This is a genomic window from Paenibacillus sp. FSL R5-0527, assembly GCF_038008055.1.
GTDB lineage: Bacteria > Bacillota > Bacilli > Paenibacillales > Paenibacillaceae > Fontibacillus > Fontibacillus macerans.
On sequence record NZ_JBBOYI010000001.1, the window covers coordinates 3,051,438 to 3,076,116 of the forward strand.

20 protein-coding genes, 1 pseudogene and 1 other annotated feature are annotated in these 24,679 nt (G+C 54.8%); of the genes and pseudogenes, 16 read left to right on the plus strand and 5 right to left on the minus strand.

The window, feature by feature from the left end; genetic code table 11:
* Nucleotides 1–76: 76 nt before the first annotated feature.
* The 3 genes from NYE69_RS13490 (at nt 77) to argS (ending at nt 3,142) form a co-directional block, all read left to right on the plus strand.
* Complete coding sequence (locus NYE69_RS13490) at nt 77–496, plus strand: acyl-CoA thioesterase (protein ID WP_036624397.1); 420 nt, start codon at nt 77–79, stop codon at nt 494–496.
* A gap of 86 nt (nt 497–582) precedes the next feature.
* Nucleotides 583–975, plus strand: a complete 393-nt coding sequence (locus NYE69_RS13495) for an FxsA family protein (RefSeq protein ID WP_340926576.1) — start codon at nt 583–585, stop codon at nt 973–975.
* A gap of 42 nt (nt 976–1,017) precedes the next feature.
* Nucleotides 1,018–1,241: a binding site (T-box leader), on the plus strand.
* 56 nt (nt 1,242–1,297) lie between these two features.
* Nucleotides 1,298–3,142 (plus strand): arginine--tRNA ligase, encoded by a 1,845-nt coding sequence (gene argS, locus NYE69_RS13500; protein WP_340926578.1) that lies wholly within the window; start codon nt 1,298–1,300, stop codon nt 3,140–3,142.
* Nucleotides 3,143–3,151: 9 nt separating this feature from the next.
* Here the strand turns inward: argS and ytvI are convergent, their stop codons facing one another.
* Nucleotides 3,152–4,270 (minus strand): sporulation integral membrane protein YtvI, encoded by a 1,119-nt coding sequence (ytvI, locus tag NYE69_RS13505; protein ID WP_340926579.1) that lies wholly within the window; start codon nt 4,268–4,270, stop codon nt 3,152–3,154.
* A gap of 351 nt (nt 4,271–4,621) precedes the next feature.
* Here ytvI and citZ point away from each other — a divergent pair, with 351 nt between their 5' ends.
* The 3 genes from citZ to mdh all read left to right on the plus strand — a co-directional run bounded on the left by citZ (nt 4,622) and on the right by mdh (nt 8,070).
* Nucleotides 4,622–5,734 (plus strand): citrate synthase, encoded by a 1,113-nt coding sequence (gene citZ / locus NYE69_RS13510; RefSeq protein ID WP_036624392.1) that lies wholly within the window; start codon nt 4,622–4,624, stop codon nt 5,732–5,734.
* Between the two features lie 86 nt (nt 5,735–5,820).
* Entirely contained in the window at nt 5,821–7,116 is a 1,296-nt protein-coding gene (gene icd, locus NYE69_RS13515; protein WP_340926580.1) for an NADP-dependent isocitrate dehydrogenase, read from the plus strand.
* A 12-nt stretch (nt 7,117–7,128) separates the two neighbouring features.
* Nucleotides 7,129–8,070 carry a malate dehydrogenase gene (gene mdh, locus NYE69_RS13520; protein WP_340926581.1) on the plus strand — a complete coding sequence of 314 codons (942 nt, stop codon included), beginning with the start codon at nt 7,129–7,131 and terminating at the stop codon, nt 8,068–8,070.
* Nucleotides 8,071–8,746: 676 nt separating this feature from the next.
* Here the strand turns inward: mdh and NYE69_RS13525 are convergent.
* The 3 genes and pseudogenes from NYE69_RS13525 to yedE all read right to left on the minus strand — a co-directional run.
* Nucleotides 8,747–9,091: pseudogene (locus tag NYE69_RS13525) on the minus strand (transposase); the annotation flags it as partial.
* Between the two features lie 280 nt (nt 9,092–9,371).
* Nucleotides 9,372–9,611, minus strand: a complete 240-nt coding sequence (gene yedF, locus NYE69_RS13530; RefSeq protein ID WP_036624387.1) for a sulfurtransferase-like selenium metabolism protein YedF — start codon at nt 9,609–9,611, stop codon at nt 9,372–9,374.
* Nucleotides 9,612–9,666: 55 nt separating this feature from the next.
* Entirely contained in the window at nt 9,667–10,881 is a 1,215-nt protein-coding gene (yedE, locus tag NYE69_RS13535) for a selenium metabolism membrane protein YedE/FdhT (protein WP_124331743.1), read from the minus strand.
* 359 nt (nt 10,882–11,240) lie between these two features.
* Here yedE and NYE69_RS13540 point away from each other — a divergent pair, with 359 nt between their 5' ends.
* Nucleotides 11,241–11,666, plus strand: a complete 426-nt coding sequence (locus NYE69_RS13540) for a hypothetical protein (protein ID WP_036624383.1) — start codon at nt 11,241–11,243, stop codon at nt 11,664–11,666.
* A gap of 60 nt (nt 11,667–11,726) precedes the next feature.
* Here NYE69_RS13540 and NYE69_RS13545 read toward each other — a convergent pair whose 3' ends face one another.
* The gene (locus tag NYE69_RS13545; protein ID WP_124331633.1) at nt 11,727–12,080 is read right to left on the minus strand and encodes a helix-turn-helix domain-containing protein; all 354 of its coding nucleotides are present in this window, start codon (nt 12,078–12,080) and stop codon (nt 11,727–11,729) included.
* Between the two features lie 164 nt (nt 12,081–12,244).
* Here NYE69_RS13545 and NYE69_RS13550 point away from each other — a divergent pair, with 164 nt between their 5' ends.
* From NYE69_RS13550 to polA, 9 genes are all read left to right on the plus strand, one after another.
* Nucleotides 12,245–13,126 carry a glycosyltransferase family 2 protein gene (locus NYE69_RS13550; RefSeq protein ID WP_340926584.1) on the plus strand — a complete coding sequence of 294 codons (882 nt, stop codon included), beginning with the start codon at nt 12,245–12,247 and terminating at the stop codon, nt 13,124–13,126.
* Between the two features lie 103 nt (nt 13,127–13,229).
* Nucleotides 13,230–14,096 (plus strand): SDR family oxidoreductase, encoded by an 867-nt coding sequence (locus tag NYE69_RS13555; RefSeq protein ID WP_328272070.1) that lies wholly within the window; start codon nt 13,230–13,232, stop codon nt 14,094–14,096.
* 187 nt (nt 14,097–14,283) lie between these two features.
* Nucleotides 14,284–15,861 carry a fumarate hydratase gene (locus NYE69_RS13560; protein ID WP_340926585.1) on the plus strand — a complete coding sequence of 526 codons (1,578 nt, stop codon included), beginning with the start codon at nt 14,284–14,286 and terminating at the stop codon, nt 15,859–15,861.
* Nucleotide 15,862: 1 nt separating this feature from the next.
* Nucleotides 15,863–17,665: a two-component system histidine kinase PnpS gene (gene pnpS, locus NYE69_RS13565; RefSeq protein ID WP_340926586.1), complete on the plus strand. Its 1,803-nt coding sequence runs from the start codon at nt 15,863–15,865 to the stop codon at nt 17,663–17,665.
* 294 nt (nt 17,666–17,959) lie between these two features.
* Nucleotides 17,960–18,682: a response regulator transcription factor gene (locus tag NYE69_RS13570; RefSeq protein ID WP_328271660.1), complete on the plus strand. Its 723-nt coding sequence runs from the start codon at nt 17,960–17,962 to the stop codon at nt 18,680–18,682.
* Between the two features lie 113 nt (nt 18,683–18,795).
* Nucleotides 18,796–19,962, plus strand: coding sequence for a methyl-accepting chemotaxis protein (locus tag NYE69_RS13575; RefSeq protein WP_328271661.1), 1,167 nt, complete (start codon nt 18,796–18,798; stop codon nt 19,960–19,962).
* A gap of 422 nt (nt 19,963–20,384) precedes the next feature.
* Entirely contained in the window at nt 20,385–21,140 is a 756-nt protein-coding gene (gene pstB, locus NYE69_RS13580) for a phosphate ABC transporter ATP-binding protein PstB (protein WP_340926588.1), read from the plus strand.
* Between the two features lie 18 nt (nt 21,141–21,158).
* Nucleotides 21,159–21,818, plus strand: coding sequence for a phosphate signaling complex protein PhoU (gene phoU, locus NYE69_RS13585; RefSeq protein WP_328271662.1), 660 nt, complete (start codon nt 21,159–21,161; stop codon nt 21,816–21,818).
* A 176-nt stretch (nt 21,819–21,994) separates the two neighbouring features.
* Nucleotides 21,995–24,664: a DNA polymerase I gene (gene polA / locus NYE69_RS13590; protein ID WP_340926589.1), complete on the plus strand. Its 2,670-nt coding sequence runs from the start codon at nt 21,995–21,997 to the stop codon at nt 24,662–24,664.
* Nucleotides 24,665–24,679: the final 15 nt, after the last annotated feature.

Genomic DNA, 24,679 nt, shown 5'->3' on the forward strand with positions numbered 1-24,679 from the left:
AAAAAAGGCAATGGGGAACCCTGTAAAACGGGGACCATTGCTTTTTTTGCAGCGTGAGAAAGGAGCGGGGGATCACGTGTATGTCAGCGAACTGGCGATAGAGCCGAAATATTTTGAATTCGATATGATGGGGATTATTTATCACGCCCACTACCTCGGCTGGTTTGAGGCGGGACGTTCGAAGCTGTGCGAGGACCTCGGCTTTAAATATATCGATATGGAGCGGGCGGGATATATTTCCCCGGTTCATGAAATGAAGGTGGAGTATAAAAAGGGCATTCGCTATGGCGACAAGGTGCTGCTTAAGACATGGATCATCGAAAACGGCGGCGTGAAGACCGTTTACGGGTACCATGTGTTTAACGGCGAAGGCGTGCTTTGCGTAGAGGGTTCGTCCTCCCACTACGTTGTACGGCGCGAGGATTTCAAGCCGGTCCAGTTTAAAAAGGTATTTCCCGAGTGGTTTGCGGCCTTTGAGGAAGCGAGCAAACCATGATTTTTGATTCTCCTCCTTTGTAGCGGTAAAATACATATATACGATCAATATTTTAATGCTGCAAGCTTAAAGGAGTTTCTATAAATATGCGTAAATGGATTGCTGGTTTAGTCATCATCGTCCCGCTTGTGGAATTTTGGGGATATTTGTTTGTCGGCGAAAGATTGGGGGTCGGGAAGACGATCTTTTTGACCTTGGCCACTTCGGTGATCGGCGGGTTGATGATGCAGTTTGAAGGGCGCAAGGTGCTGGCGGATGCCAGAGCCCAAATGACCGGCGGGCAGATTCCCGGGCGGATGGTGCTGGACGGCATTTGCGTTTTTGCCGGCGGCATCCTGCTATTGATCCCCGGATTTGTTACGGATATCATCGGGTTTACGATGGTGTTTCCGCTAACCCGGCCGTTGTACCGTTTCCCGCTGATGAAATGGATCCATAAAAAAATGAAGGACGGCACGATCACCTATTTCCGGCGTTGACTTTTTCCGCTTTTTCCATTATATATATTTAAAATTACATCGCTAACATTGATGAACGGGATAGTAGTTCATGCCGGATAGTCACAGCGAGCCGGAAGGGTGAAAGCCGGTACGAATGGCGTGAATGAAGCGGATCCGGGAAATGGTTTGCCGAACCTGGAACAAGTGTAGGCAAATCCGGCAACAGGCCGTTATACGTATAGAGTGGCTAATTAGGTTAGCACTTAGAGTGGCACCGCGGGAACCAAAGGTCTCTCGTCTCTTTTTGAGACGGGGGCCTTTTTTGTTTGCTGAATTTTGGATAAGGGAGCGGGTTTCGTTTATGGAAAAATGGAGAAAAATGACCGCCGGTCTAGTGGCGCAGAGCCTTGCCGGAATCGCCGCCGAAGAGATCGAGGCGATGCTGGAATATCCGCCCGAGGAGGAGATGGGGGATCTGTCTTTGCCTTGTTTCAAGCTGAGCAAGCAGCTTCGCAAGCCGCCGCAGGAGATCGCGCAGGAACTGAAGCAGAGACTGGAGTGCAGGCTGGGGGAACAGTCGAGGGAACAGTCGGGGGAACAGCCGAAAAAACAGCTGGAGAAACAGCCGGATAAACAGCCGGCCGCTCCGAATGCGCCGAATTTCCTTCACACGCACGCTGACGTTTCCGCGATCTCGCGCCTTGAGGCAAGCTCGGGCTATTTGAACTTCCATTGGAACAAAGGGATTTTTGCCCGGGAAGTGATCGGTGAAATAGACGCCGCCGGCGAAAAATACGGGGAACAAAATACCGGCCAAGGCCGCGTGATCGTCATCGATTATTCCTCCCCCAACATCGCCAAGCCTTTTCATATCGGGCATTTGCGTTCGACGGTGATCGGAAGCGCGCTGTACCGGATCTTCTCCTGTCTTGGATACCGCGTGATCGGGGTCAATCATCTGGGAGACTGGGGGACACAATTCGGGAAGCTGATCGTCGCCTGCCGTTTATGGGGGGATGAGGAACGGCTGGCGTCGGGGGCGATCGACGAACTGCTTCGCCTGTATGTTCAGTTTCATGATGAGGCGGAGCAGCGGCCGGAATTGGAAGATGAAGCGCGCGCCTGGTTCGCGAAGATGGAGCAGGGCGACGAAGAAGCTTTGCGGTTGTGGCGGAAGTTCGTTGATTTGAGCATGACCGAGTTCGAAAAAGTGTACCGGCTGCTTGACGTGCGTTTTGACTATGTGACGGGTGAAAGCTTTTACAATGACAAAACCGCTTCGGTGATCAGGGAGCTGCGGGACAAGCAGCTGCTGGAAGAGGACGGGGGTGCTTGGCTGGTGAAGCTGGACGCCTTCGGTATGTCCCCGGCTTTGATGCTCAAGCAGGACGGCAGCACGCTGTATCATACGCGCGACGTGGCGGCCGCGCTCTACCGCAAACAGGCCTACGATTTTCATAAGGCGGTTTATGTGACGGATTACTCGCAAAGCTTGCATTTTAAACAGTGGTTTAAGGTGGTGGAGTTGATGGGGTACCCCTGGGCGGCGGATTTGGTGCATGTTCCGTTCGGACGGGTGGACCTGGGAGGAGTCGGCCTGTCCACACGCAAGGGGAATGTGGTTAAACTGGAGGAACTGCTGGAACAGGCGGTGATGAAGGCGCGGCAGATTATCGGGCTAAAAAATCCCCATCTGGAGCAAAAGGACGAGGTGGCAAGGCAGGTGGGCGTCGGGGCGGTCATTTTTCACGATTTAAGCGGCAGCCGGATCAAAGACATCCATTTCTCCTGGGAAGAAGCGCTAAGCTTTGAAGGGGAAACAGGGCCGTATCTGCAATATGCGCATGTCAGAGCGTGCAGCCTGCTGCGTAAAATGGAACAACAGGATACATGCGGCGATGGGCGAGACGGCTGCGGCTGCGCAAAAACCGAGCTGTTGAAGCATCCGGCGGAGTACGAGGTGGTAAAGCGGTTATCGCAGTTTCCGGAACGGATTCAGCTGGCCGCAGATAAAATGGAGCCTTCCATCGTCAGCCGTTATTTGCTCGATTTGGCCCAGGCGTTCAACCGTTTTTATCGTGAATGTGCGGTGCTTGTCGATGATCGCGAGCTGCGGGAAGCCCGGGCCGCTTTGGTGAAATGCGTGCAAATCACGCTGCACAACGGGCTGCATCTCCTGGGCCTGCAGACGCCCGAGCGAATGTAGGGCGATTTTTCACCTCAATCTTCCGTGCAGGATGTAATTGCGCAAGTCCCGCAGTACCCCGGCGCGGAAGGCTGCGCCGAGGACGACCAGGGTCACGGGCCCGACGATCAGGCCCAGCACGCCAAACAGCTTCAGACCGGCAAACATGGCGATCAAGGTGGGCAAGGGGTCAAGGCCGACGCTGCTGGCCAGCACTTTCGGTTCGATGAGCTGCCTGGCGACCAGGATGATGCCGTACAGGACCGACAGGCCTATGCCGAGCGTCATGTCGCCGGTCGCAAAGGCATAGATGAGCCAGGGGATCATGATCGTTCCTACGCCCAAATAAGGCAGCAGGTCGACGAGCCCGATCAGCAGAGCGTAAGTGAACGCCGATTCCACCCCCAAAATCAGCAGCCCGATCAGCACGATGAAGGCGGTAATGGAGATCATGATAAACTGGGCGCGCAAGTAGCCGGATAAAGCCTTTTGCAGATCTTTCCAGATATCGCCGGCGGTTCTCCGGAACGGGGCGGGAATGCTGCGCGCCAGAAAGCGCATGTCCCGCTCCCAATGGCTGCTGATAAAAAAAGTCGCGAGCAGTATGACGGCGAGAATGACGCCGAGGTTCGGCAGCGAAGATATCAAACCTACCACAATGTTTAAAAAATTGTTGACGAGGTGCGAAACGGCGGAACCTATCTTTTCCGCGGTGTTGTCGATGTTTTTGTGGATCGTATTTTCATAGCCGGGATTGTCGGCGATAAAACGGTTGATTTCATTAAGAATCGACTGGATACTGTCGCTTTGCGTCCAGGAGATAAACAGCCGCCTCCACTCCTCGATGCGGACGTCGAAGGACTCGGCCAGATGGATCAGCTCCTTGACGAGCCGCGTCAACGCCGCGGACAGGATGATGGCGGCGCTGCCGAAATAGACGAGCAGCGAGACCGTAACCGCCAGCCATCTTGGCAGCTTCATATTTTGCTGAAGCCAGCGGACAAACGGATTCATCGCATAGGAGATCAGCCAGGCGATCAGAAACGGGTACAGAAGCGGGATCAGCCAGTAAACCGCGGCGAGGGAACCGACAACGACGACACAAATCCAGCTTCCGCGCAATACGCGTTTGACGACTACGCTATCCAAACGGCATTTCTCCTTTTTCGTGAATACATGTCCTAGTTCTATGATATTATCGGTCAGCAGGGAGTATGACGAGCCTACTTTTTTCAATTAATGTGACATTTTTTATTGCAAAACTGAAATCGTTTACAAAAATTCTTTATGATCGTGAAAGAAATTTTTGATCTGACGGGCTGCGCCGTAGCGGGTTCCCATGCTCCGAGAAATCCAGTATGATGGATTAGTAAGGATTTATAGCGTGATTCCTTTTTTCAGGGTCGTTTTCGCGTCAGTTCATAAAAAATTTAAAATTTTAATTTGAAAATGTTTTCACAGCTTGTTGCTCACAAAATGTTAACAAAGGAGAGATGTATCATGACAGCTACGAAAGGTCTGGAAGGCATTGTTGCGGCAACTTCCTCGATCAGCTCCATTCATGACGGCGTGCTCTGCTATCGCGGCATTAATATCGATGATCTGGCCGAACGCGCTAGTTTTGAAGAAACGGCATACTTGCTGTGGAACGGCAAACTGCCCAATAAGTCCGAGCTGGAGCGGCTGCAGCGGCAGCTGAGCGACTATGCCGCGGTTCCGGAGGCGGTTCTCGCGCAGATGAAGTTGTACCCGCAGGATGCCAACACGATGGCAGTGCTTCGTACTGCCGTATCGGCTCTTGCTTTGTACGATGAGAACGCCAACGACAACACACGCGAAAGCAATTTGAAAAAAGCGATCAAGCTGCAAGCTCAAATTCCGACATTGGTTGCCGCGTTTGCCCGCATCCGCCAAGGCAAGGAAGCGCTGGCTCCGCTGAAAGGCGTCTCCATCGCCCACAATTTCTTATACATGCTGACCGGCGAAGAGCCCGACCCGATCGCTGTCCGAGCGCTGGACCAGGCGCTGGTGCTGCATGCGGACCACGAGCTCAATGCTTCCACGTTCTCCGCGCGCGTAACGATCGCAACGCTGTCGGACATCTACTCCGGGGTGACGTCCGCGATCGGAACGTTGAAGGGGCCGCTCCACGGCGGGGCCAACGAAGCGGTGATGAAAATGCTGAACGAAATCGGCACGCTGGATCAGGCGGAAGCTTATATTCAGCGGAAGCTGGCAAACCGGGAGAAGATTATGGGCTTCGGCCACCGCGTATACAAAAACGGCGACCCGCGGGCCAAACACCTGCAAAAAATGTCCCGTCAGCTCAGCGCGCTCAAAGGCGACTCGACGCTGTACGACATTTCCGTCAAAGTGGATCAGCTCGTAACGGGGCAAAAAGGGTTGAAGCCTAACGTAGACTTCTATTCCGCTTCCGTCTATACGATGCTGGGCATTCCGGGAGATTTGTTTACGCCGATTTTTGCGATCAGCCGCCTCTCCGGCTGGACTGCGCATATTTTGGAGCAGCTTGAGGACAACCGGCTGATCCGTCCGCGCGCGGAATATGTAGGGGCCACGAACCAGACTTACGTACCGATTGAACTAAGATAAGCAGCAGTGCGGGAGCTCCATGGCGATTTATGATAAAATGGAGACCGTGAATAGTTGAAACGATCAACGAGGAGGAAACCGAAAACATGTTGAAGCTGGAAAAGTTTGATCTCCCTACCGAAGGTGAAAAAATTACGATTCAAGACGGAAAGCTGCAGGTGCCGAACCACCCGATCGTTCCGTTTATCGAGGGCGACGGCACCGGCCGCGATATCTGGAAAGCATCCAAACGCGTATTGGACGCCGCCGTGGAGAAAGCTTACGGCGGCGACAAGAAAATCGCCTGGTACGAGGTTTTTGCCGGGGAAAAGGCCTTCAATGCCTACGGAGAGTGGCTGCCGGCTGACACGCTGACCGCGATCCGCGAGTATATTGTGGCCATCAAGGGACCGCTGACGACGCCGATCGGCGGCGGCATCCGCTCGCTGAACGTGGCGCTCCGCCAGGAGCTGGACCTGTACGTCTGCCTGCGCCCGGTCCGCTATTTTGAAGGGGTGCCATCCCCGGTGAAGCATCCGGAGCTGGTGGATATGGTGATTTTCCGGGAGAACACGGAAGATATTTACGCGGGAATCGAATACAAGGAAGGCTCCGAGGAAGTCAAGAAAGTGCTTGCGTTCCTGCAAAACGAAATGGGCGTGAAAAAAATCCGCTTCCCGGAGACGTCCGGCATCGGCATCAAGCCGGTTTCCGAGGAAGGCTCGAAGCGCCTTGTCCGCGCCGCCGTGGAATATGCGATCAAGCATGGCCGCAAGAGCGTTACGCTGGTGCACAAAGGCAATATCATGAAATTCACCGAAGGCGCGTTCAAAAACTGGGGTTACGAAGTGGCCGAAGCGGAATTCGGCGACAAAGTGTTCACCTGGGCCGAATATGACCGGATTAAGGAGCAGTCGGGTACGGAAGCGGCGAATCAAGCGCAAAAGGCCGCCCAGGAAGCCGGCAAAATCATCGTGAAGGACGCCATTGCCGACATCGCGCTGCAGCAGGTGCTGACGCGCCCGACCGATTTTGACGTCATCGCCACGCTGAACCTGAACGGCGATTACCTGTCCGACGCTTTGGCTGCGCAAGTGGGCGGCATCGGGATCGCGCCGGGGGCGAACATCAACTACGTTACCGGGCATGCGATCTTTGAAGCGACGCACGGCACGGCGCCGAAATACGCCGATCTGGACGTCGTGAACCCGGGCTCCGTCATTTTGTCCGGCGTCATGATGCTTGAGCATCTCGGATGGCAGGAAGCGGCTGACCTCATTTACAAAGGACTGGAAACTTCGATTAACAATAAGACGGTAACCTATGACTTCGCCCGCCTGATGGATGGCGCTAAAGAGGTAAAATGCTCCGAGTTTGCCAATGAAGTGATCAAAAACATGTAGGGAGGCCCCCACATGGCTATCCAACGCAAAAAGATAACCGTTGTCGGCGCCGGTTTTACCGGCGCAACCACGGCGTTTATGCTCGCCCAAAAGGAACTTGGGGACGTTGTGCTGGTTGACATTCCGCAGTTGGAAAGCCCAACGAAGGGCAAAGCGCTTGATATGCTCGAGGCCGGCCCGGTTCAAGGGGTCGACAGCCGGATCGTCGGCACTTCCTCCTACGAGGATGCGGCCGGCTCCGACATCGTTATCATTACGGCGGGGATCGCCCGTAAACTCGGGATGAGCCGGGACGATCTCGTCAACACGAACGCGGCCATTGTCCGCTCTGTATGCGAAAACGTGAAGAATTACTGCCCGGATGCCACGGTCATTGTCCTCAGCAACCCGGTGGACGCGATGACTTATGTGGCCTTCCAAACGCTCGGTTTTCCGAAAAACCGCGTCATCGGCCAGTCCGGTGTTCTCGATACGGCCCGGTACTGCACGTTTATCGCCGCAGAGCTGAACGTTTCCGTGGAAGATGTGCGCGGTTTTGTGCTTGGCGGCCATGGCGACGACATGGTCCCGCTCGTGCGCTATTCCAGCGTCGGCGGGATTCCTATCGACACACTGCTCCCGCCGGACCGCATCGAAGCGATCGTACAGCGGACGCGCGCCGGCGGCGGTGAAATCGTCAGCCTGCTTGGCAACGGCAGCGCTTATTATGCACCTGCGGCGTCGCTGGTGCGGATGACCGAAGCGATTCTCAAGGACAAGAAGCGGATATTGCCGGTGATCGCCTTGCTTGAAGGCGAATACGGCTACGACAATTTGTTCATGGGCGTACCGGTCGTTCTTGGCGGGGGCGGCATCGAGAAGGTGTTCGAGCTTGCCTTGACAGCCGAGGAAAAAGCCGCGCTCGACCAATCCGCCGCCTCCGTCAGAAGCGTGATTGCGGTCGTGAAAGGTTGATCGTTGGATAATCCACTGTTTATTTCTGCCCTTAAAACCCGCCCATTTAAAACTGGGCGGTTTTTTTAAGATTAAGGATTTATAACTCAACTTTCGCAGAGCAAAAATCAGCTTGAGTCCCTGAGCTGAAGGTGTTCAAAGATTTAAGATACGCGGACAGAAGAGGTGCCTGACTCAACCTTATAATCCTTACTTGCCTTGCCAGTCAAGTCGAAAACCGATCGCGGCAAGAAACGCGGAGGGGCGTTGAGAGCTTGAGGATTAGGAAGTGGGGGGAGGGGGGGCGGCAGATCAACACTCACTGTCCGGGGACTTTGCACGATTATCCCGTTTGATCAGGTAGCAGAGAGTTGATCAGGTAGCAGAGAGTTGATCAGGTAGCAGAGAGTTGATCAGGTAGTAGAGAGTTGATCAGGTAGCAGAGAAACAGACAAACTCGGGAGAAGAAAATATTTGGTAGAGGAGCAAATAGGTTCGAGATAATTTAGACGGGCTTAGGAGAAGAAATCAGGTTTAGAGGAAGTGAAACAGACCGGACAAGGATCAAGACAGGAGATCAAGGACAATAAGCCAAGGAAACGAAAAGATCGTAATTTTGCTGTTGCCTGAACCCTTCCATCTGCAGCAACGCCCGCACTGTTCATGCTAACCCCTACCCATTAAGTTGATCTGCATCAAGTAACCAGGCGGTCTTGTAGGTGACCCGGATCATCTGGCGCAGCCGCAGCGCCGAGATACCGCCCTCCAGCAGGAACAAATCCAGAGCCTCGAACCATTTGAGCAGGGGCAAATGCGTTCCTTCAAAAATCGTGCCGACCAAAGGCGATGTTTGATGCTTGCACTTTCCGCACTCGAACAAAGGGATATGCCGGGAAGTCAGACGGCTGCACCGGGTGTGAGCGCAGCGCGGGCAGACGAAACCGTTTGGCCACTTCATCGAGATCAGTGCTTCCATGCAGTCCTGCTCGCTGTTAAAACGGCTGCTGAATGGCTGAAGTTCCGTTCCCGCATTGGCTTCCATATCCGCTTACCTCCCGAATCAAGAATACACGAACACAAGTTCCATTTATTTCATTATACCAAACGTACGTTCTCTCATCAAGCCGAAAATCTCACCTGAACCGCCTCATTTTTTCCTCATCTTTTTTGTTTTTTTCTTCTCTCTTTTTTGGAACCCTTGCTCTAGCCACCATCCCCTGTTTCCTGAAAGAAGGGGATAATCGTGCAAAGGCAGGCAGCAGGCAGGAGCACCAAGACGCGATAAAAAAGCCGGCTGCCTAACGGCAACCGGCCGATTTTGCTCATGCCCGAATGTAAAACCGCATTTCCCGGCCTTCCAGGACAGGTTCCTGCTCCAAAGCATAGCCGTGCTTGACGACCTCTTCCGGTACGTTGCGGAAGGCGGCCGGGCAATCCGCGATCACGAGCAGCAATTGCCCCTTGGTCATTTCCCGCAGCGTCTCCAGCGTATATATCACCGGGTAGGGGCACGATTCCCCTCTGACATCCAGCGTGTAATCAACAGTTAATTCAACCGACATGCTTATTGCCTCCTTTATTGGGTTGTATAGACGACCAGGTAAACGGCGCGTCGCCCTAAAGGTTTGGACGGCGAAGCCGGTTCCTGAGTCCGCTGCCGAAGCGGTAATGCTTGTTCCAATAAGCCGCAATCAGGTATCCGGCGGCCAGCACGGCGAGCGTTGCGAGCAACGCCGGTCCCGGTCCCATCGCTTCGAGCAGATTGATTTTCGCTCCGTTCTTCACCAGCGCATTGTAGACGCCAAGGTGATCCCAGGCGTAGGCCAGAGCCGTGGCGCCGATGATGTTGCCGGCGAAGACGGGAAGAAATACGATCTGGCCTTCCATCAGCCGGTACATCATCCCCGTTTCGCAGCCGCCGGCCAGGACGATGCCGATGCCGAACAGCACGCCGCCGACGAATGTGCTTGGAGCGGAAATTTTGGTGATCGGGTCCATTCCGCAGACCAGCAAAATGATCAGTGTAGCGACCGTGCTGATCGCCATCCCGATGATAATGGCTTTGGTCATCGTCGCGCGGCCGCTGATCCACAGATCGCGAAACGCCGAGGTGAAGCAGATTTGCCCCCGCTCGATCAAGATCCCGAAAGCGGCGCCGAAAGCAGCGGCCACGCCGAGCATGGTCCGGCCGGTGATGAAGAAATAAACGATGAGTCCCGCGTAGCCGAGCGCCAGCACGATACCGATCAGTGGCTGTACCGTGCGGGAGACTGCGGCCGGGGAAGCGGCGTTGCCTTTGGTCAGCATGGGCCTGCCTTTCCACCAGGCCCAATTGACGATTTTCACGCCTCCGTAAGTGCCAAGCGCCGTAGCGATCATAAAGATCCAGGAGTGAAAGGAAAACTGCGGAACGCCGGTGAAGAAGGCGGCCAAATTGCAGCCTAACGCCAGGCGGGCGCCGAAACCTGCGATGATCCCGCCGATAAAGCCCTGTACATAGCGGCGCTTCTGCCTGGGGACGCGGATTTTAAAATTGTTGCTGAGCAAAATCATGATGAGCGCGCCGATAAACATTCCCCAGACGATCCACCCGTCCGTCCGGCTGAAGGTCGTTCCTTTCATCGGAACGAGCTGGAAATAAGCCCAATCCGAGAGATCCGCGCCGAACAGCTGAAGAACATGTCCTCCAAGGCGGGTGAATTCGCCCGTCACAGCCCACACCGTCCCGGTAATCCCAAAATATACGGCGCTAAGCAGACCGGCCAGCCCGATCGCCGCGTAAGGATTCCAATACGAGGTTAGCCGCGAATCCTGCAAAAACTTCACAATCATTACTCCCTTGCTTGTCATAATTAAGTTGAGCCGCTGCCTGCCCAGGGCATGCCCAAGGGCCACAGATCATTTTATCATACTCGCCGCGGGATGAAAGGGAAAATTTGGGGGCAGAAAGGGGCAACTTTAAGAGCCGGCGTAAATCAGAAGGTTGGCGGCTTATCCGTTCTTCGTTGGAGTTAATGGTTCGTCATCCTGGGGCAAAGGCTCGGATACGCAGGAAAAAGGCAAAATCAGCTGGACGGAGAAGCGGCTGCCTTGACCCTTCTACTAAATTTAAGCCCTTACCAACAGCCGTTCCATTTATTGTTATAATAGTTTATAATAAATGTAATTGACGTTGAAAGGCGGTTGTGTTAATGTATCAGGTCATGTTATTCCTACATATTATCGGGGCTTTGGCGCTCGGCTTTTATTTGGTTTTGCCGTTTGTGCTGGGTACGCTGGGCAAATTGTCGCTCGCCGGGCAGGAAGGCACCGTATCGGCCGTAAGAACGTTGAACCGATTTGCGCAATTTGGCCTGATTCTTCAGCTTTTGACCGGCGGGTATTTGATCGGTCAGGGCGACTATTCGGTGCCTTGGATGATCGTCATCGTCTTATTGTTCCTGGCCATCGGCGCGCTTAGCGGGATTATGGGCAAGCCGCTGCGTCTCGCGCTTGAGGGCATTCGCCAGAACAAACCGATTACGGCCGAAGAAGGCAAACTGCGCACATTAAGCGCGGTGTTGGCCGTAGCCGTGCTCGTCATTTCGTTTTTTATGGTGTTCAGCACCATTATCTAAATCCGCAAACAAAGACCTGCCGGAACTACCCGGCAGGTCTTTGTTTGCTAAATAGCGGTCTTATGAAGGATCTTTCGTTTCCTTCTGCAATTCATCCAGATGGGTGAACATCAGCTTCATGATATCCAGCGCGAGCTGTTTCTCTTTTGAGGTGCGGCCAGCCATGATTTGCTGAATTTGATCCATAAAATGGTCATCGCTGATTTCCAGCGAATCATGAAGCAGATAATCGACGGTAACTCCCAATTGGTTAGCAAGCTTCACGAGCGTTTCCAAAGATAAACTGCGTTCGCCTCGTTCAATCTGTCCTATGTATGCGTCCGAAACCTCAATTTTTTCGGCGAGTTTCTCCTGGGTCAAGTGCATTTTATGCCGTTCCTGGCGCAGCCTTTTCCCTAATGCCTCGTAGTCCATAAAACCCCTCCTGTATTTACCATAGTGAGAACTAAAGGGAAAGATAATAAACTAAGTGTTTTGTTTGGGTTTACTGAAAGTATGAATTGGTTTATTATGGAATCATAGTCTTTACTGATTTACAATAATTTATAAATAATACCCATTTTTAAGGAGCTTATATGATGTCTAGCGAATCAAAGACCGTATCGATTATTATTACCGTAAAAAACAACGGAGTCGATCTCTACACGACGATGGAGTCGCTTAAGGTGTCGCGCACCTCGCTTCCATATGAAGTAATTATCGTCGATGAAGGCTCGGTGGATGGATGTTGCGATTTTTTGCTGGGTTACCGCTTTGAGAAACCGTTCAAACGCCTGAAGGGCATGGCCGGGGTGTCGGCGCGAAATCTCGGCGCCGCGCATGCCGCCGGAGATTATCTGATCTTTTGCGGGGCACATCTGTATTACGATGACGGGTGGATGGAGGCGCTGCTTGACCCGCTCTTTAAAGGAGAAGCCGATTGCTGTTCGCCTTCCTTTGTTATGCACGAGCGTTCCGTGTCGCCCAAGACGGAAATCGTTTCGGGATGGCTTAAATCCATCCGAAGTTATCCGGCCGTTGCGGAAGATAAGATGGACTTGCCGTGGTTGTCCTGGGAATGTTTTGCCATCCGGAAGGATCGGTTTCAGGGGATAGGCGGGATAGAGGACGGATTTGCCGGCAAAGAGCTGGAAACCGCGGAATTTTCGTTAAGAATGTGGCTGCTGGGAGGGACCTGCCGTTATGTTCCGGAGGTGTCCCTCGTCCAGGTTTTTCGGCAAAATTTTCCTTACGATCATAGCGGGGAACGCTGGGGACGGGATCTGATGATGCTGGCCTATTTGCATTTCTCGGAACCTCAAATTTCGTTTTGCCGGCAGTTGGTAGAAGAGGTTTTTGGCCCCGAAGGCGGGGACGAGCGGGAGCTGCGGGAGTTGACGGAGGAAAGAAGGCGGAAGTATGCGCTTCGCCGGCAGCACGACGATGCGTGGTTTCTCAAACGCTTTGACATTGTGTTTTAACAAAGGGGGAAGGGCATAAGCTCGCCGGTCCGGGTCTATCCTATAAGTGCGTGAACAACCTCTATGAGGAATAGTCGACAACACGGCAAAGGAGAGTACCAGGATGGACCATGGACAGAGCAAGCAAACGATGCCTCCCCAGCATCAAAATCAGCAGCCCGGCGTCGAAGCGGACATGTATCCCCGCCCGGTATATGAAGGAACGTACAAAGCGGCCGGCAAGCTGAAAGGCAAGGTGGCGCTGATCACCGGCGGCGACAGCGGCATCGGACGGGCGGTTGCGGTGGCTTACGCCAAAGAGGGAGCCGGCGTGGCGATCGTCTATTTGAACGAGCACGGCGATGCGGAGGCGACGAAAAAAGAGATCGAGCAGGAAGGAAGCAAATGCCTGCTGATTTCCGGGGATATCGGCGACGAATCTTTCGCAAGGGAAGCGGTCAAGCGGACGGTGGACGGGCTCGGCGGCCTTGATATTCTGATCAACAACGCGGCGGAGCAGCACCCGCAACAGGATATTTCGGGAATTACGGCCGAGCAGCTGGAGAGGACGTTCCGCACGAATATTTTTTCGATGTTTTATTTGACCAAAGCGGCCTTGCCCCATTTGAAAAAAGGCAGCGCCATCATCAATACGGCATCGGTGACCGCTTATAAAGGAAACCCGCAGCTGCTGGATTATTCGGCGACCAAAGGCGCGATCGTCAGCTTTACGCGCTCATTGTCGATGAACCTGGCCGGCAGCAAGGGGATACGGGTCAACGCCGTCGCTCCCGGACCGATCTGGACGCCGCTCATTCCGTCCACCTTTGACGCGAAGCAGGTGGCGGAATTCGGCGGGACGACGCCGATGCAGCGCCCGGGCCAGCCGGAGGAGGTCGCGCCGGCCTACGTCTTCCTCGGCTCGGAGGATTCCTCTTACATGAGCGGCCAGGTCCTGCACGTCAACGGCGGCGAAATTGTGGGCGGATAGTGATCATAGCATATCCCCTGCCTCTCCGGCTCATCGAGAGGCGGGGGATTTTTTTTGTGCAGTGATAAACCTCTCTTTTTCGGAGTTTATTTTGGACGGAAATCGTCATCTTAAAGTAGTTCTTATGTTATTATAAACTTGTTGAAGAAGATATGATTTGCGATTCAAGAGAGGGGATTCTTGAACCATGCGACAGTTTGAAGAAAGCGTATACCAATTAATCGTGGAGACCTCCACCAATTTGCCGGGGGACGTGCGGCGGGCGATCAACCTTGGCCGCTCCATGGAAAACCGGGCCACGCGGGCTGGACTGGCGATGTCGACCATCGCCCGCAACATTAAAATGGCGGAGGAGCAGGTGTCGCCGATCTGCCAGGATACCGGAATGCCGACTTTCATCATCCATACTCCCATCGGAGCTAACCAGATTGAAATGAAGCGGGCCATCAAAAGCGCGGTACAGCGGGCCACCAAGGAAGGCAAGCTGCGCTCGAACTCCGTGGATTCGCTGACCGGAGCGAACAGCGGCGACAATTTGGGGCCGGGCACGCCGGTCATTCATTTTGAACAGTGGGAAAACGACTTTATCGATATGCGCCTGATTCTGAAAGGCGGCGGCTGCGAGAACAAAAACATTCAATACAGCCTTCCCGCCGAGCTGGAAGGCCTGGGCCGCGCGGGCCGCGATCTGGACGGGATCCGCAAGTGCATTTTGCACGCGGTGTACCAGGCTCAAGGCCAGGGATGCAGCGCGGGCTTCATCGGCGTCGGCATCGGCGGCGACCGGACGACGGGCTACGAGCTGGCCAAACGGCAGCTGTTCCGCACCGTTGACGACGTCAACCCGAATCCGGACCTGGATCGTTTGGAACAATATATTATGGAGACGGCCAATCAATTGGGCATCGGCACAATGGGCTTCGGCGGCGAAGTTACCCTGCTGGGCTGCAAAGTGGGGGCCGAGAACCGGCTGCCGGCCAGCTTTTTCGTGTCGGTAGCTTACAACTGCTGGGCTTTCCGCCGGCAAGGGGTGGCGATCGACGCGGCCACCGGCGCGATCAGCGATTGGTTGTACGAGCGCGGCAGCGGTGTTTCCGTCGAGGAACCGGCGGAGCAAGGAGCCGAAGATCTTGCCAAAGCAGGGATTGCCGCCGGCGCCGAGACGTCCGCGTTCGCAGGCCAAAGCCGGGAAATCGTGCTGCAGACGCCGGTCACCGAGGAGCAGATCCGGCAGCTTCGCGTGGGCGACGTGGTAGTGTTCAAAGGCGAGCTCCACACCGGCCGCGACGCTTTGCACAAATATTTGATGGATCACGATGCCCCGGTGGATTTGAACGGCGCGGTGATTTACCACTGCGGGCCGGTCATGCTGAAGGACGAGGCGGGCTGGCATGTCAAGGCGGCGGGCCCGACGACCAGCATCCGGGAGGAGCCGTATCAGGGCGATGTCATGAAGAAGTTCGGCATCCGCGCGGTGATCGGCAAAGGCGGAATGGGCCCCAAGACGCTTGCCGCTTTGCGGGAGCACGGCGGGGTATACTTGAACGCCATCGGCGGGGCCGCCCAATATTATGCGGAATGCATCAAGAAAGTGAACGGCGTCGATTTTATGGAATTCGGCGTACCGGAAGCGATGTGGCATCTTGAGGTTGACGGGTTTGCCGCGATCGTCACGATGGATTCCCATGGAGACAGCCTGCATGAAGGAGTGGAAAAGGACTCGCTCGCGAAGTTGTCCGCATTCAAAGAGCCGGTTTTTAAATAAGATGAAGACGTTCAGAACCAAGCTTTCCCTCATTTTGATGGGTCTGGTCGGCATCTCGATGCTGGCTGCCGGCCTGACGATGGCCCAGCTGTTTAAAAATTCCCATATCCGTGCCCTGGAGGAAAACATGGAGCGGGAAATCAGCCTGCTGGAGCACACCTTCCGGTTTGAACCGGTCCAGGGCAACGCAAGCGCGGAAGACTATTACACGGAACAGGCCAAAGCCCTGGAAAAAATGACCGATTCCCGGGTCACCTTCATTACCCTGGACGGAAAGGTGGTCGGCGATTCGGAAATGGATCCGGAGGGAATGGATAATCACGCCCATCGAAAGGAAATCGAGTCAGCGGAGGGTGGGGGGGCAGGCAGCGCGATCCGCTATAGCCATACGGTCGGCGAAAATATGCTTTATGTCGCCCGCCGCGTCACCTCCGCGGACGGATTTGACGGATACATCCGCCTGTCGATGAGCCTGGGCGCCGTGGAAAAGGGCCTCACCCAAGGATGGCTGCTGATGGCCGGCGGGCTGCTGATTTTGTTCCTCGTTGCCGGCTTCGTCAGCTACCGGATCGCCGCGGGAATGACCCGTCCTCTGGAGCAAATCACGCGCGTCGCGCATCGCATCTCCAAGCTGGACTACAACGCCCGGGTCAAGCTTGCCCGCCGGGACGAAATCGGCCAGCTGGGCGAGGCGATCAACGGGATGGCGGACAGCCTGCAGCAGCAGCTCAAGCGGATCCATGACAACGAAGATTTGCTGCAAAGCGTGCTGGCCAACATGACCGGCGGCATCGTGATGGTCGACGCCTCGGGCGCTATCGCCCTGATTAACCGGGAGGCGGAGCGCATCCTGCATGTCAAGGGCTATCAGCTCCTGGGAAGACCGTACCGCGACATCAAACGCAACTATGAATTTACGAAGTTCGTCGAGGAAGGGATTTCCCGCCAGGAAAATGTTCAGGAGGAACGCAACGTTTACGATCCCGAGGAAAAAATATTGCTGTTCGACAGCGTGCCGATGTTCGAGGATAACGGGAAATACCGGGGGATGCTGTTTCTGCTCCGGGATGTGACCGACATCCGCCGGCTGGAAAGAATGCGCAGCGAATTCGTGGCCAATGTGTCCCACGAGCTAAAAACGCCGATCGCCGCGGTCAAAGGCTTTGCCGAAACACTGCTCGCCGGAGGCGTCAAAGACGAGGAGACGGCCCGTTCGTTCCTGCAGATCATCTACGATGAAGGGGACAGGCTGAACCGCCTGATCGGCGACATTCTCGACCTGTCCAAAATCGAATCCAAGCTCGTGCCGCTCGAATACGCTCCCGTAAACCTGAAGGAATTGTTCGACAGCATCTACGAGGTGCTGCTGCCCGCGGCCAAGAAGAAGTCGATTGCCATGGCCCACGACATTCCCGACCACCTGTTTATGGAAGGGGATGAAGACCGGCTCCGGCAAATATTCATGAACCTGCTGTCCAATGCGATCAGCTACACGCAGGAAGACGGCAGAGTCCGCGTCGATATCGCCATTTTGGGCGAAGGCGGGGAAGACGAGAAGGTTCGCATCGTCGTCAGCGATACGGGGATCGGCATCCCGAAAAAAGATCTGCCGCGCATTTTCGAGCGTTTTTACCGGGTGGACAAAGCGCGGTCCCGCAGTTCCGGAGGAACCGGCTTGGGGCTGTCCATCGTGAAGCATCTCGTCGATCTGCACCACGGCACGATCAGCGTGGAAAGCAAAGTCGGCGAAGGCTCCTCATTCATAGTCGAGCTCCCGTTTATGCATACTCTAGATGATGGTTAGTACAAGTTGAACTAAAGAAAAGCGTGAGTTAGGCAAGAGTGTGAAATGATTCCGAAGAAACGGCAGTGGTCGCCTTTGTGAGCGGATTTCAACCGCATTCGAATTTAGTTGATCCTAGAAATCCGCGAACAACAGCGATCGTAGGAACATTTCTCACGGCTGCCCCTATCGCGTACATCATTAGTTCAACTTATACAGAGCCGATTTTACCCATTTTTATATTTTTTACACCGCGTTAACATTCCCGTGATATGCTGGGCTTGTCATCATCACATGTAGAGATGAGGGGGTTCTATGACGCAACGTCTATTGGTTATCGAAGATGAACCGACGTTATCCAGGCTGCTGTCTTACAATCTTACCAACGAAGGCTATGAGGTTGTCGTGGAAGATCATGGGCAGACCGGATACGAGACGGCGCTCAAACAGAAGTTTGACCTGATATTGCTGGATTTGATGCTTCCGGGCATGAACGGGTTTGAAATCATGTCCAAGCTGAGAAGCGAAGGCGTGACGACTCCGGTAATTATTCTGACCGCCAAAAATGCGGAGGAAGAAGTCGTGCAGGGCCTCAAATCGGGCGCTGACGATTATATTACCAAACCTTTTGGCGTTGCCGAATTGTTGGCCCGGGTGGCGGCGGTCCTCCGCAGAGCGAACGGCCAGGAGGAGCGGGAATCCGCGGTGCCGGACAACTCCCAGATTTCGCTGGGGGCATTGACCATCTTCCCCGAGAAATATGAGGTTACTTTAAACGGGGAAGCCATTACGCTAAGGCCGAAGGAATTTGAGGTGCTGCTGTACCTGGCGCGCAAACCGGGAGTCGTGATGACCCGAGACGATCTGATGAACGCGGTCTGGGGCTTCGATTACATCGGAGGTCAGCGTACGGTGGACGTTCATGTCAGTTCGCTGCGCAAAAAGCTGGAGCTCGATCCCCAATCGGTGCATATCGATTCCATTCGCGGCGTCGGATATAAGCTGGTCGTAAACAAGAAAAAAACGCCCATCACTTAAGCAAGATGATGGACGTTTTTTTACATACGGTCAAAATGCCGCAAACATTAAGGAAACAGTTTCCGGTTATGCTTTTTTAATGAATACGCACCAATCTGAGGGGAGTTGTTCGTGTGGGAGCACAGACGGTAGCGGAATTGGAACGTACGGAGCCGGTTCAAACCATAGCCGGGGAACCGGAAACGGGGGTGGCGGTTGCGCCTGAGCGGGAGAAAGCCGAGGTGGATGTGCGCATGTACTGCCGAAGCGTGCCGGTCATCGGGCGGGAGGAGTCCTGCCGCAGCGTGCTGCGGCGGTTCCAGCGCGAATCCGATCTTTCATGCATCGTCCTTTGTGATGAAAGTAACAAACCGCTGGGGATTTTGATGCGGGACCGGTTTTACCGATTTTTGGCCGGGCGTTTTGCGGCCGATTTGTTCTACGATCGTCCGGCGTCCGGTTTTGCCGACGAGCATCCGCTCGTATGCGATTTGCTGACTCCGGCCAGCGATGTGGTGGATGCGGCGTTAAACCGGGAGGACGCCCAATTTTACGACAGTATGATTATTAGCGAAAACGGGCGTTTTTACGGCATCCTGACGGTACAGGATCTCATGCGGATGTCGCGTGATCTGCAGCGGGAAGCGGACCAAATCCGGGGAGAAGTCGTTCGCGAAAGCCGTTCGTTGATCAAAGATATCGAACGTTCGGTTAGGCAGGTGTCCGATTCGGCCGGACGCAGCTTGCGGGAGTCGGAACTAATGAGCGGACAAGCCGAAACGGGCCGGGCCGAACTCGAAGAAGTGAAGGCCTCCTTCGACAGAGTGCTGGTGACGTCCCGCAGCCAGGCCGCGCAAATGGCGGAGCTGCTTGAACGGACGCAGCAAATTTCGTCGATCACCGCCAGCATTCAGGAGTTGGCTAATCTGAGCGGGATCCTGGCGCTTAACGCTTCGATCGAAGCGGCGCACGCCGGAGAACATGGACGCGGTTTTGCCGTCGTTGCAAGCGAAATCCGCAAGCTCGCCCTGCAGACGCAAAAATTGTCGGGGGATATCGGGGAAACGCTGGATATCGTCAACCGTCATGTGCAGCAAGCGGCTACGACGTCCGGCCTGACGGCCGCGGAGATGGAAGCCGGCCATAGGCGGGTGGGCAAAGCGGACGCAACGTTCGAAGCCTTGGTCCGGTCGGTCCGGTCGGTGGAGGCCAGGGAGCGGGAGATGCGCGATGCCGCGGATGTCGCTGCGCGAAGAACGGAAACTGTGCTGCGGGAGCTGGACCAATTTACGAACGCTTAAAGAGGTTGTTCAAAAAGCCATCTTTTGATCACGAAGCAGCTCATGAAGTGGTTTCGACGTCGAATCTTGAATTCAGCCGGGCCAAACGGATGCTTTCGAAGCATGTTTCCTGCGGAAACATTTGAGGTGCTCACGTACCCAAAACGTACGCTCCGCTCCTGACGTCCCTGGCTTCATCCAACCTTCTCGGTGCTGAAAAGCCGACTTTTTGAACACGAACTTAAACATATTTTACATTGCGTTTACATTTTGATTCATTTTCTTTTACATAAAGAAGCTAAAATAGATAAGTATTTGATCATAATAGAACTATACATGCAAGTGATATAAGCCAAGGCTGCTTCTAGCACGGACTTTCGTTTTGACGCGGGTGCGTGCTTCGAGTTTATAAGTGTGCGCTATTTTAACTAAGGAGATTTGACATGGAAATCGCGATCCGGATTCAGCATTTAAACTTATACTATGAGCAATTTCATGCGTTAAAGGACGTTTCTTTGGATATCCCCGAGCGAACGATTACCGCCTTCATCGGACCGTCCGGCTGCGGCAAGTCGACGCTGCTGCGCACGTTGAACCGGATGAACGACATGATTCCCGGCACGCGGATTGAAGGTTCCGTGGAAATCGCGGGGGACGATATCTACGGCGATGAGGTGGAAGTGGAGGAGCTGCGAAAACGGGTGGGGATGGTGTTTCAACAGCCCAACCCGTTCCCGAAATCGATTTACGATAACGTGGCTTACGGTCCTCGCCTGCACGGGATCAAAAACAAGGCCGCCCTCGACGAAATTGTGGAGCAAAGCCTGCGCCAGGCCGTTCTTTGGGACGAGGTGAAGGATTTCCTCAAGCGCTCGGCGCTCAGCCTGTCGGGCGGGCAGCAGCAGCGGCTTTGCATTGCGCGGGCGATCGCGGTGCAGCCTGACATTCTGCTGATGGACGAAGCGACTTCGGCGCTGGACCCGATTTCCACTTTGAAAATCGAAGAGTTGGTCCAGCAGCTCAAAGACAGGTATACGATCGTGATGGTCACGCATAACATGCACCAGGCGGCGCGAATTTCCGGCCGGACCGTCTTTTTCCTGAACGGGGAAATCGTAGAGGCCGACGATACGCAGAAGCTGTTTTCCACCCCGCAGGATTCGCGCACAGAAGATTATATTTCCGGTCGTTTCGGATAACAAGGAGGCTGCTGCTGAATGATTCAAAGAAAAGAATTCGATCAGAACCTGGAGGAACTACGGCAATTGCTCGGGCAGATGGGCGAGCATGTCGAACAAGGGCTTGCGGAAGCTATCGAAGCCCTGCGGACCATGGATTCGCAGAAAGCCAAACAAATCGTCGAGCGCGATATCGAGCTGAACCAGATGGAAGAGCAGGTGATGGAAATCGGCTCGCGGCTGATTGTGACGCAGCAGCCGGTGGCCAAGGACCTGCGGCGGATTATCGTCGCGTTCAGAATTTCCAGCGATCTTGAACGGATGGGCGATTTGGCTGTCGATATCGCGAAGGTGACGATGCGCCTGGAAGGCCAGAAGCTGATCAAACCGCTGATCGATATCCCGAAAATGTCGGACCTGGTCATTCTGATGCTGCGGGAGTCGCTGCAGTCTTACTTGGACGAAAATACGGATCTGGCCTATAAGATGGCCAAGGACGACGACGAGGTCGATCATCTGTACAGCCAGATGATTCAGGAGCTGTATACGTTCATGATCGAAAATCCGGATTCCCTGCAGCAGGCGATGCTGCTTACCTTGGTCGGGCGGTATATCGAGCGGATTGCCGACCATGCCACGAACATCGGGGAAAGCGCGGTGTATCTCGTCACCGGCCACCGCCCGGACCTGAATCAGTAAGATTCTACCAAGAACACGTTATATACCGGTTGTTCAACCGGCAGTTGCTTGCATAAGATGCAGGCCGCTGCCGGTTTTATCGTTTTTGCGCTATTTGCGGGGCATCGCGGTGTTAACCGGGGGCGCGCTGTGTTATCATAGGTAACAGGAACAAAACACTCGGGACGAGGTGTCGTATGGATAAATTGATCCTTATAGATGGCAACAGCATTATTTACCGGGCATTTTTTGCGATGCCGCCGCTGACGAACTCCGGCGGGCTGCATACGAATGCCGTTTACGGTTTTACCAATATGCTGCTCCGGCTCATTCAGGAGGAGCAGCCGACCCATATACTTGTGGCGTTTGATGCGGGCAAAACGACGTTTCGCCACGAAGGCTACCAGGAGTATAAAGGCGGGCGCGACAAGACGCCTCCGGAGCTGTCGGAACAGTTCCCGCTGATGCGGGATCTGCTGGAAAGCTTCGGCATCTCCTGGTTTGAAATCCCCGGGTACGAAGCCGACGACATCATCGGCACGATCAGCAAGCAGGCCGAGGATTCGGGCCGCGAAGTGCTTGTCGTCACCGGCGACAAGGACATGCTGCAGGTGGTCACGGACCGGGTCAAGGTGGCGCTAACGCGCAAGGGCGTTAGCGAAGTGGAGCCTTACGGGCCGAAGGAAATCGAGGAGCGCTATGGGCTTAAGCCGCTGCAGATCATCGACCTGAAGGGGCTGATGGGCGATGCGTCCGACAATATCCCGGGCGTGCCGGGCATCGGGGAGAAGACGGCGCTGAAGCTGCTGCATCAATTCGGCTCCGTGGAGGAAGTCTTGGCCCATACCGATGAGCTCAAGGGCAAAATGAAGGAAAATCTCGTGAACCATGCCGAGGATGCGCGGCTGAGCAAGCAGCTGGCGACGATTTTCCGCGAGGTGCCGGTGGAGCGGTCCTGGGAGGATATGAAGTTCTCCGGCATCGAAGAGGACAAAGCGGTGCCGATGCTGCGCAAGCTGGAATTCAAATCTTTGCTGGAGCGCTTGTCCTTTACCGCGGGAGCGGGCGGGAACGCCGCGGCGGATGGGGATGCGGCGCAGGCGGCGGAGGACGTCAGCGTGACGATGGTGGACGCCGACACCTTGCCGGAAGTATCCGCGCAGCTTGCGGAAGTCGAAGGGATCATCATCGAATCTTACGGGGATAATCCGCACCATGCCACGCTGATGGGACTGCTGCTGTCGACGCCGAAGCGGCATTTCTTCCTGCCCTTTGAATTGTTGAAGCGGGAGGAAGCGGCGGACGTGCTGTCCTGGCTGGCGGACGAAAACGCACCCAAACGGGGGTACGATTTGCACCGCGCCGACCTCGCCTTGTTTTGGCAGGGGATCGCTTTTGCCGGGGCCGAGCATGACGTCCAGCTTGCCGCTTACTTGCTCGATCCGACGGAAAACGATCAGACGATCAGCGGGCTGGCCGCAAAATACGGGCTTCCGCACATGCCTGCGGATGAAGACGTATACGGCAAAGGCGCGAAATTCAAGGTGCCCGATCCCGAGACGCTCGGCCGGCATTTGGCCCGCAAAGGGGACGCCCTGCTGCGCATCGTTCCGCTCCAGCGCGCCGATCTGGAGAAATACGAGATGCACGGGCTGTTCTACGACCTGGAGATGCCGCTGTCGCGGATTCTCGCCGATATGGAGAAGCAGGGCGTAGCCGTCAACCGGGAAGATCTGAAAGAGCTCGGAGTCGAGTTCGAAGCGCAGATCAACAAGCTGGTGGCGCGAATTTATGAAATCGCCGGGCAGGAATTCAACCTGAATTCACCTAAACAATTAGGAGAAATTCTGTTCGATAAACTGGGGCTGCCGGTCATCAAAAAGACCAAAACAGGTTATTCCACCGACGCGGAGGTGCTGGAGAAGCTGGCGCCATATCACGAGATCGTTCAGTTTATTCTGGAATACCGCCAGCTGGCCAAGCTGCAGTCCACCTATGTGGAAGGGTTGCTGAAGGAAATCATGCCGCGGACGGGCAAGGTGCACACGTATTTCCGGCAGACGGTCGCCGCCACCGGACGCTTAAGCAGCCAATATCCGAACCTGCAAAATATTCCGATCCGCCTGGAAGAAGGCCGCAAAATCCGCAAAGTGTTCGTTCCTTCGGAGGAAGGGTGGTTTATTCTCGCCGCCGACTACTCCCAGATCGAGCTTCGCGTCCTGGCCCATATTTCCGGCGACAAGGGACTGCAGGAGGCCTTCCTGCACGATATGGACATCCACACAAAGACGGCGATGGACGTCTTTGGCGTCGGGCCGGACGAGGTGGACGCCAATATGCGCCGTTCGGCGAAGGCGGTCAACTTCGGCATCGTGTACGGGATCAGCGATTACGGATTATCCCAGAACCTGAACATTACGCGGAAGGAAGCGGCCCGCTTTATCGAGCAATATTTTGACGCGTTCCAGGGCGTTCGCCGGTATATGGACGACATCGTCAAAGACGCCAAACGCGACGGTTACGTTAAAACTTTGCTGGAACGGCGGCGTTATTTGCCGGAAATCAACGCGTCGAACTTCAATTTGCGTTCGTTCGCCGAACGCACCGCGATGAATACGCCAATCCAGGGAACGGCGGCGGATATCATCAAGCTGGCGATGGTGAAAATGGACAAAGCCCTGTACGAGCACGGCCTGAAGAGCCGGATGCTGCTGCAGGTGCATGACGAATTGGTATTCGAAGTTCCTCCGGAGGAGCTGGACATCATGAAGAAGCTCGTGCCGGAAACGATGGAGAACGCGATCAAGCTGTCCGTGCCGCTGAAGGCGGAGGTCAGCAGCGGGGTCAACTGGTACGAAGCGAAGTAGAACGAGTTAAGAGGT

Bases quoted from the DNA above. Each gene is read 5' to 3' on its own strand.
- NYE69_RS13495 (WP_340926576.1), top strand. From the start codon at position 583: ATGCGTAAATGGATTGCTGGTTTAGTCATCATCGTCCCGCTTGTGGAA.
- argS (WP_340926578.1), top strand. From the start codon at position 1,298: ATGGAAAAATGGAGAAAAATGACCGCCGGTCTAGTGGCGCAGAGCCTT.
- citZ (WP_036624392.1), top strand. From the start codon at position 4,622: ATGACAGCTACGAAAGGTCTGGAAGGCATTGTTGCGGCAACTTCCTCG.
- icd (WP_340926580.1), top strand. From the start codon at position 5,821: ATGTTGAAGCTGGAAAAGTTTGATCTCCCTACCGAAGGTGAAAAAATT.
- mdh (WP_340926581.1), top strand. From the start codon at position 7,129: ATGGCTATCCAACGCAAAAAGATAACCGTTGTCGGCGCCGGTTTTACC.
- yedF (WP_036624387.1), bottom strand. From the start codon at position 9,611: ATGTCGGTTGAATTAACTGTTGATTACACGCTGGATGTCAGAGGGGAA.
- yedE (WP_124331743.1), bottom strand. From the start codon at position 10,881: ATGATTGTGAAGTTTTTGCAGGATTCGCGGCTAACCTCGTATTGGAAT.
- NYE69_RS13540 (WP_036624383.1), top strand. From the start codon at position 11,241: ATGTATCAGGTCATGTTATTCCTACATATTATCGGGGCTTTGGCGCTC.
- NYE69_RS13545 (WP_124331633.1), bottom strand. From the start codon at position 12,080: ATGGACTACGAGGCATTAGGGAAAAGGCTGCGCCAGGAACGGCATAAA.
- NYE69_RS13550 (WP_340926584.1), top strand. From the start codon at position 12,245: ATGTCTAGCGAATCAAAGACCGTATCGATTATTATTACCGTAAAAAAC.
- NYE69_RS13555 (WP_328272070.1), top strand. From the start codon at position 13,230: ATGGACCATGGACAGAGCAAGCAAACGATGCCTCCCCAGCATCAAAAT.
- NYE69_RS13560 (WP_340926585.1), top strand. From the start codon at position 14,284: ATGCGACAGTTTGAAGAAAGCGTATACCAATTAATCGTGGAGACCTCC.
- pnpS (WP_340926586.1), top strand. From the start codon at position 15,863: ATGAAGACGTTCAGAACCAAGCTTTCCCTCATTTTGATGGGTCTGGTC.
- NYE69_RS13570 (WP_328271660.1), top strand. From the start codon at position 17,960: ATGACGCAACGTCTATTGGTTATCGAAGATGAACCGACGTTATCCAGG.
- pstB (WP_340926588.1), top strand. From the start codon at position 20,385: ATGGAAATCGCGATCCGGATTCAGCATTTAAACTTATACTATGAGCAA.
- phoU (WP_328271662.1), top strand. From the start codon at position 21,159: ATGATTCAAAGAAAAGAATTCGATCAGAACCTGGAGGAACTACGGCAA.
- polA (WP_340926589.1), top strand. From the start codon at position 21,995: ATGGATAAATTGATCCTTATAGATGGCAACAGCATTATTTACCGGGCA.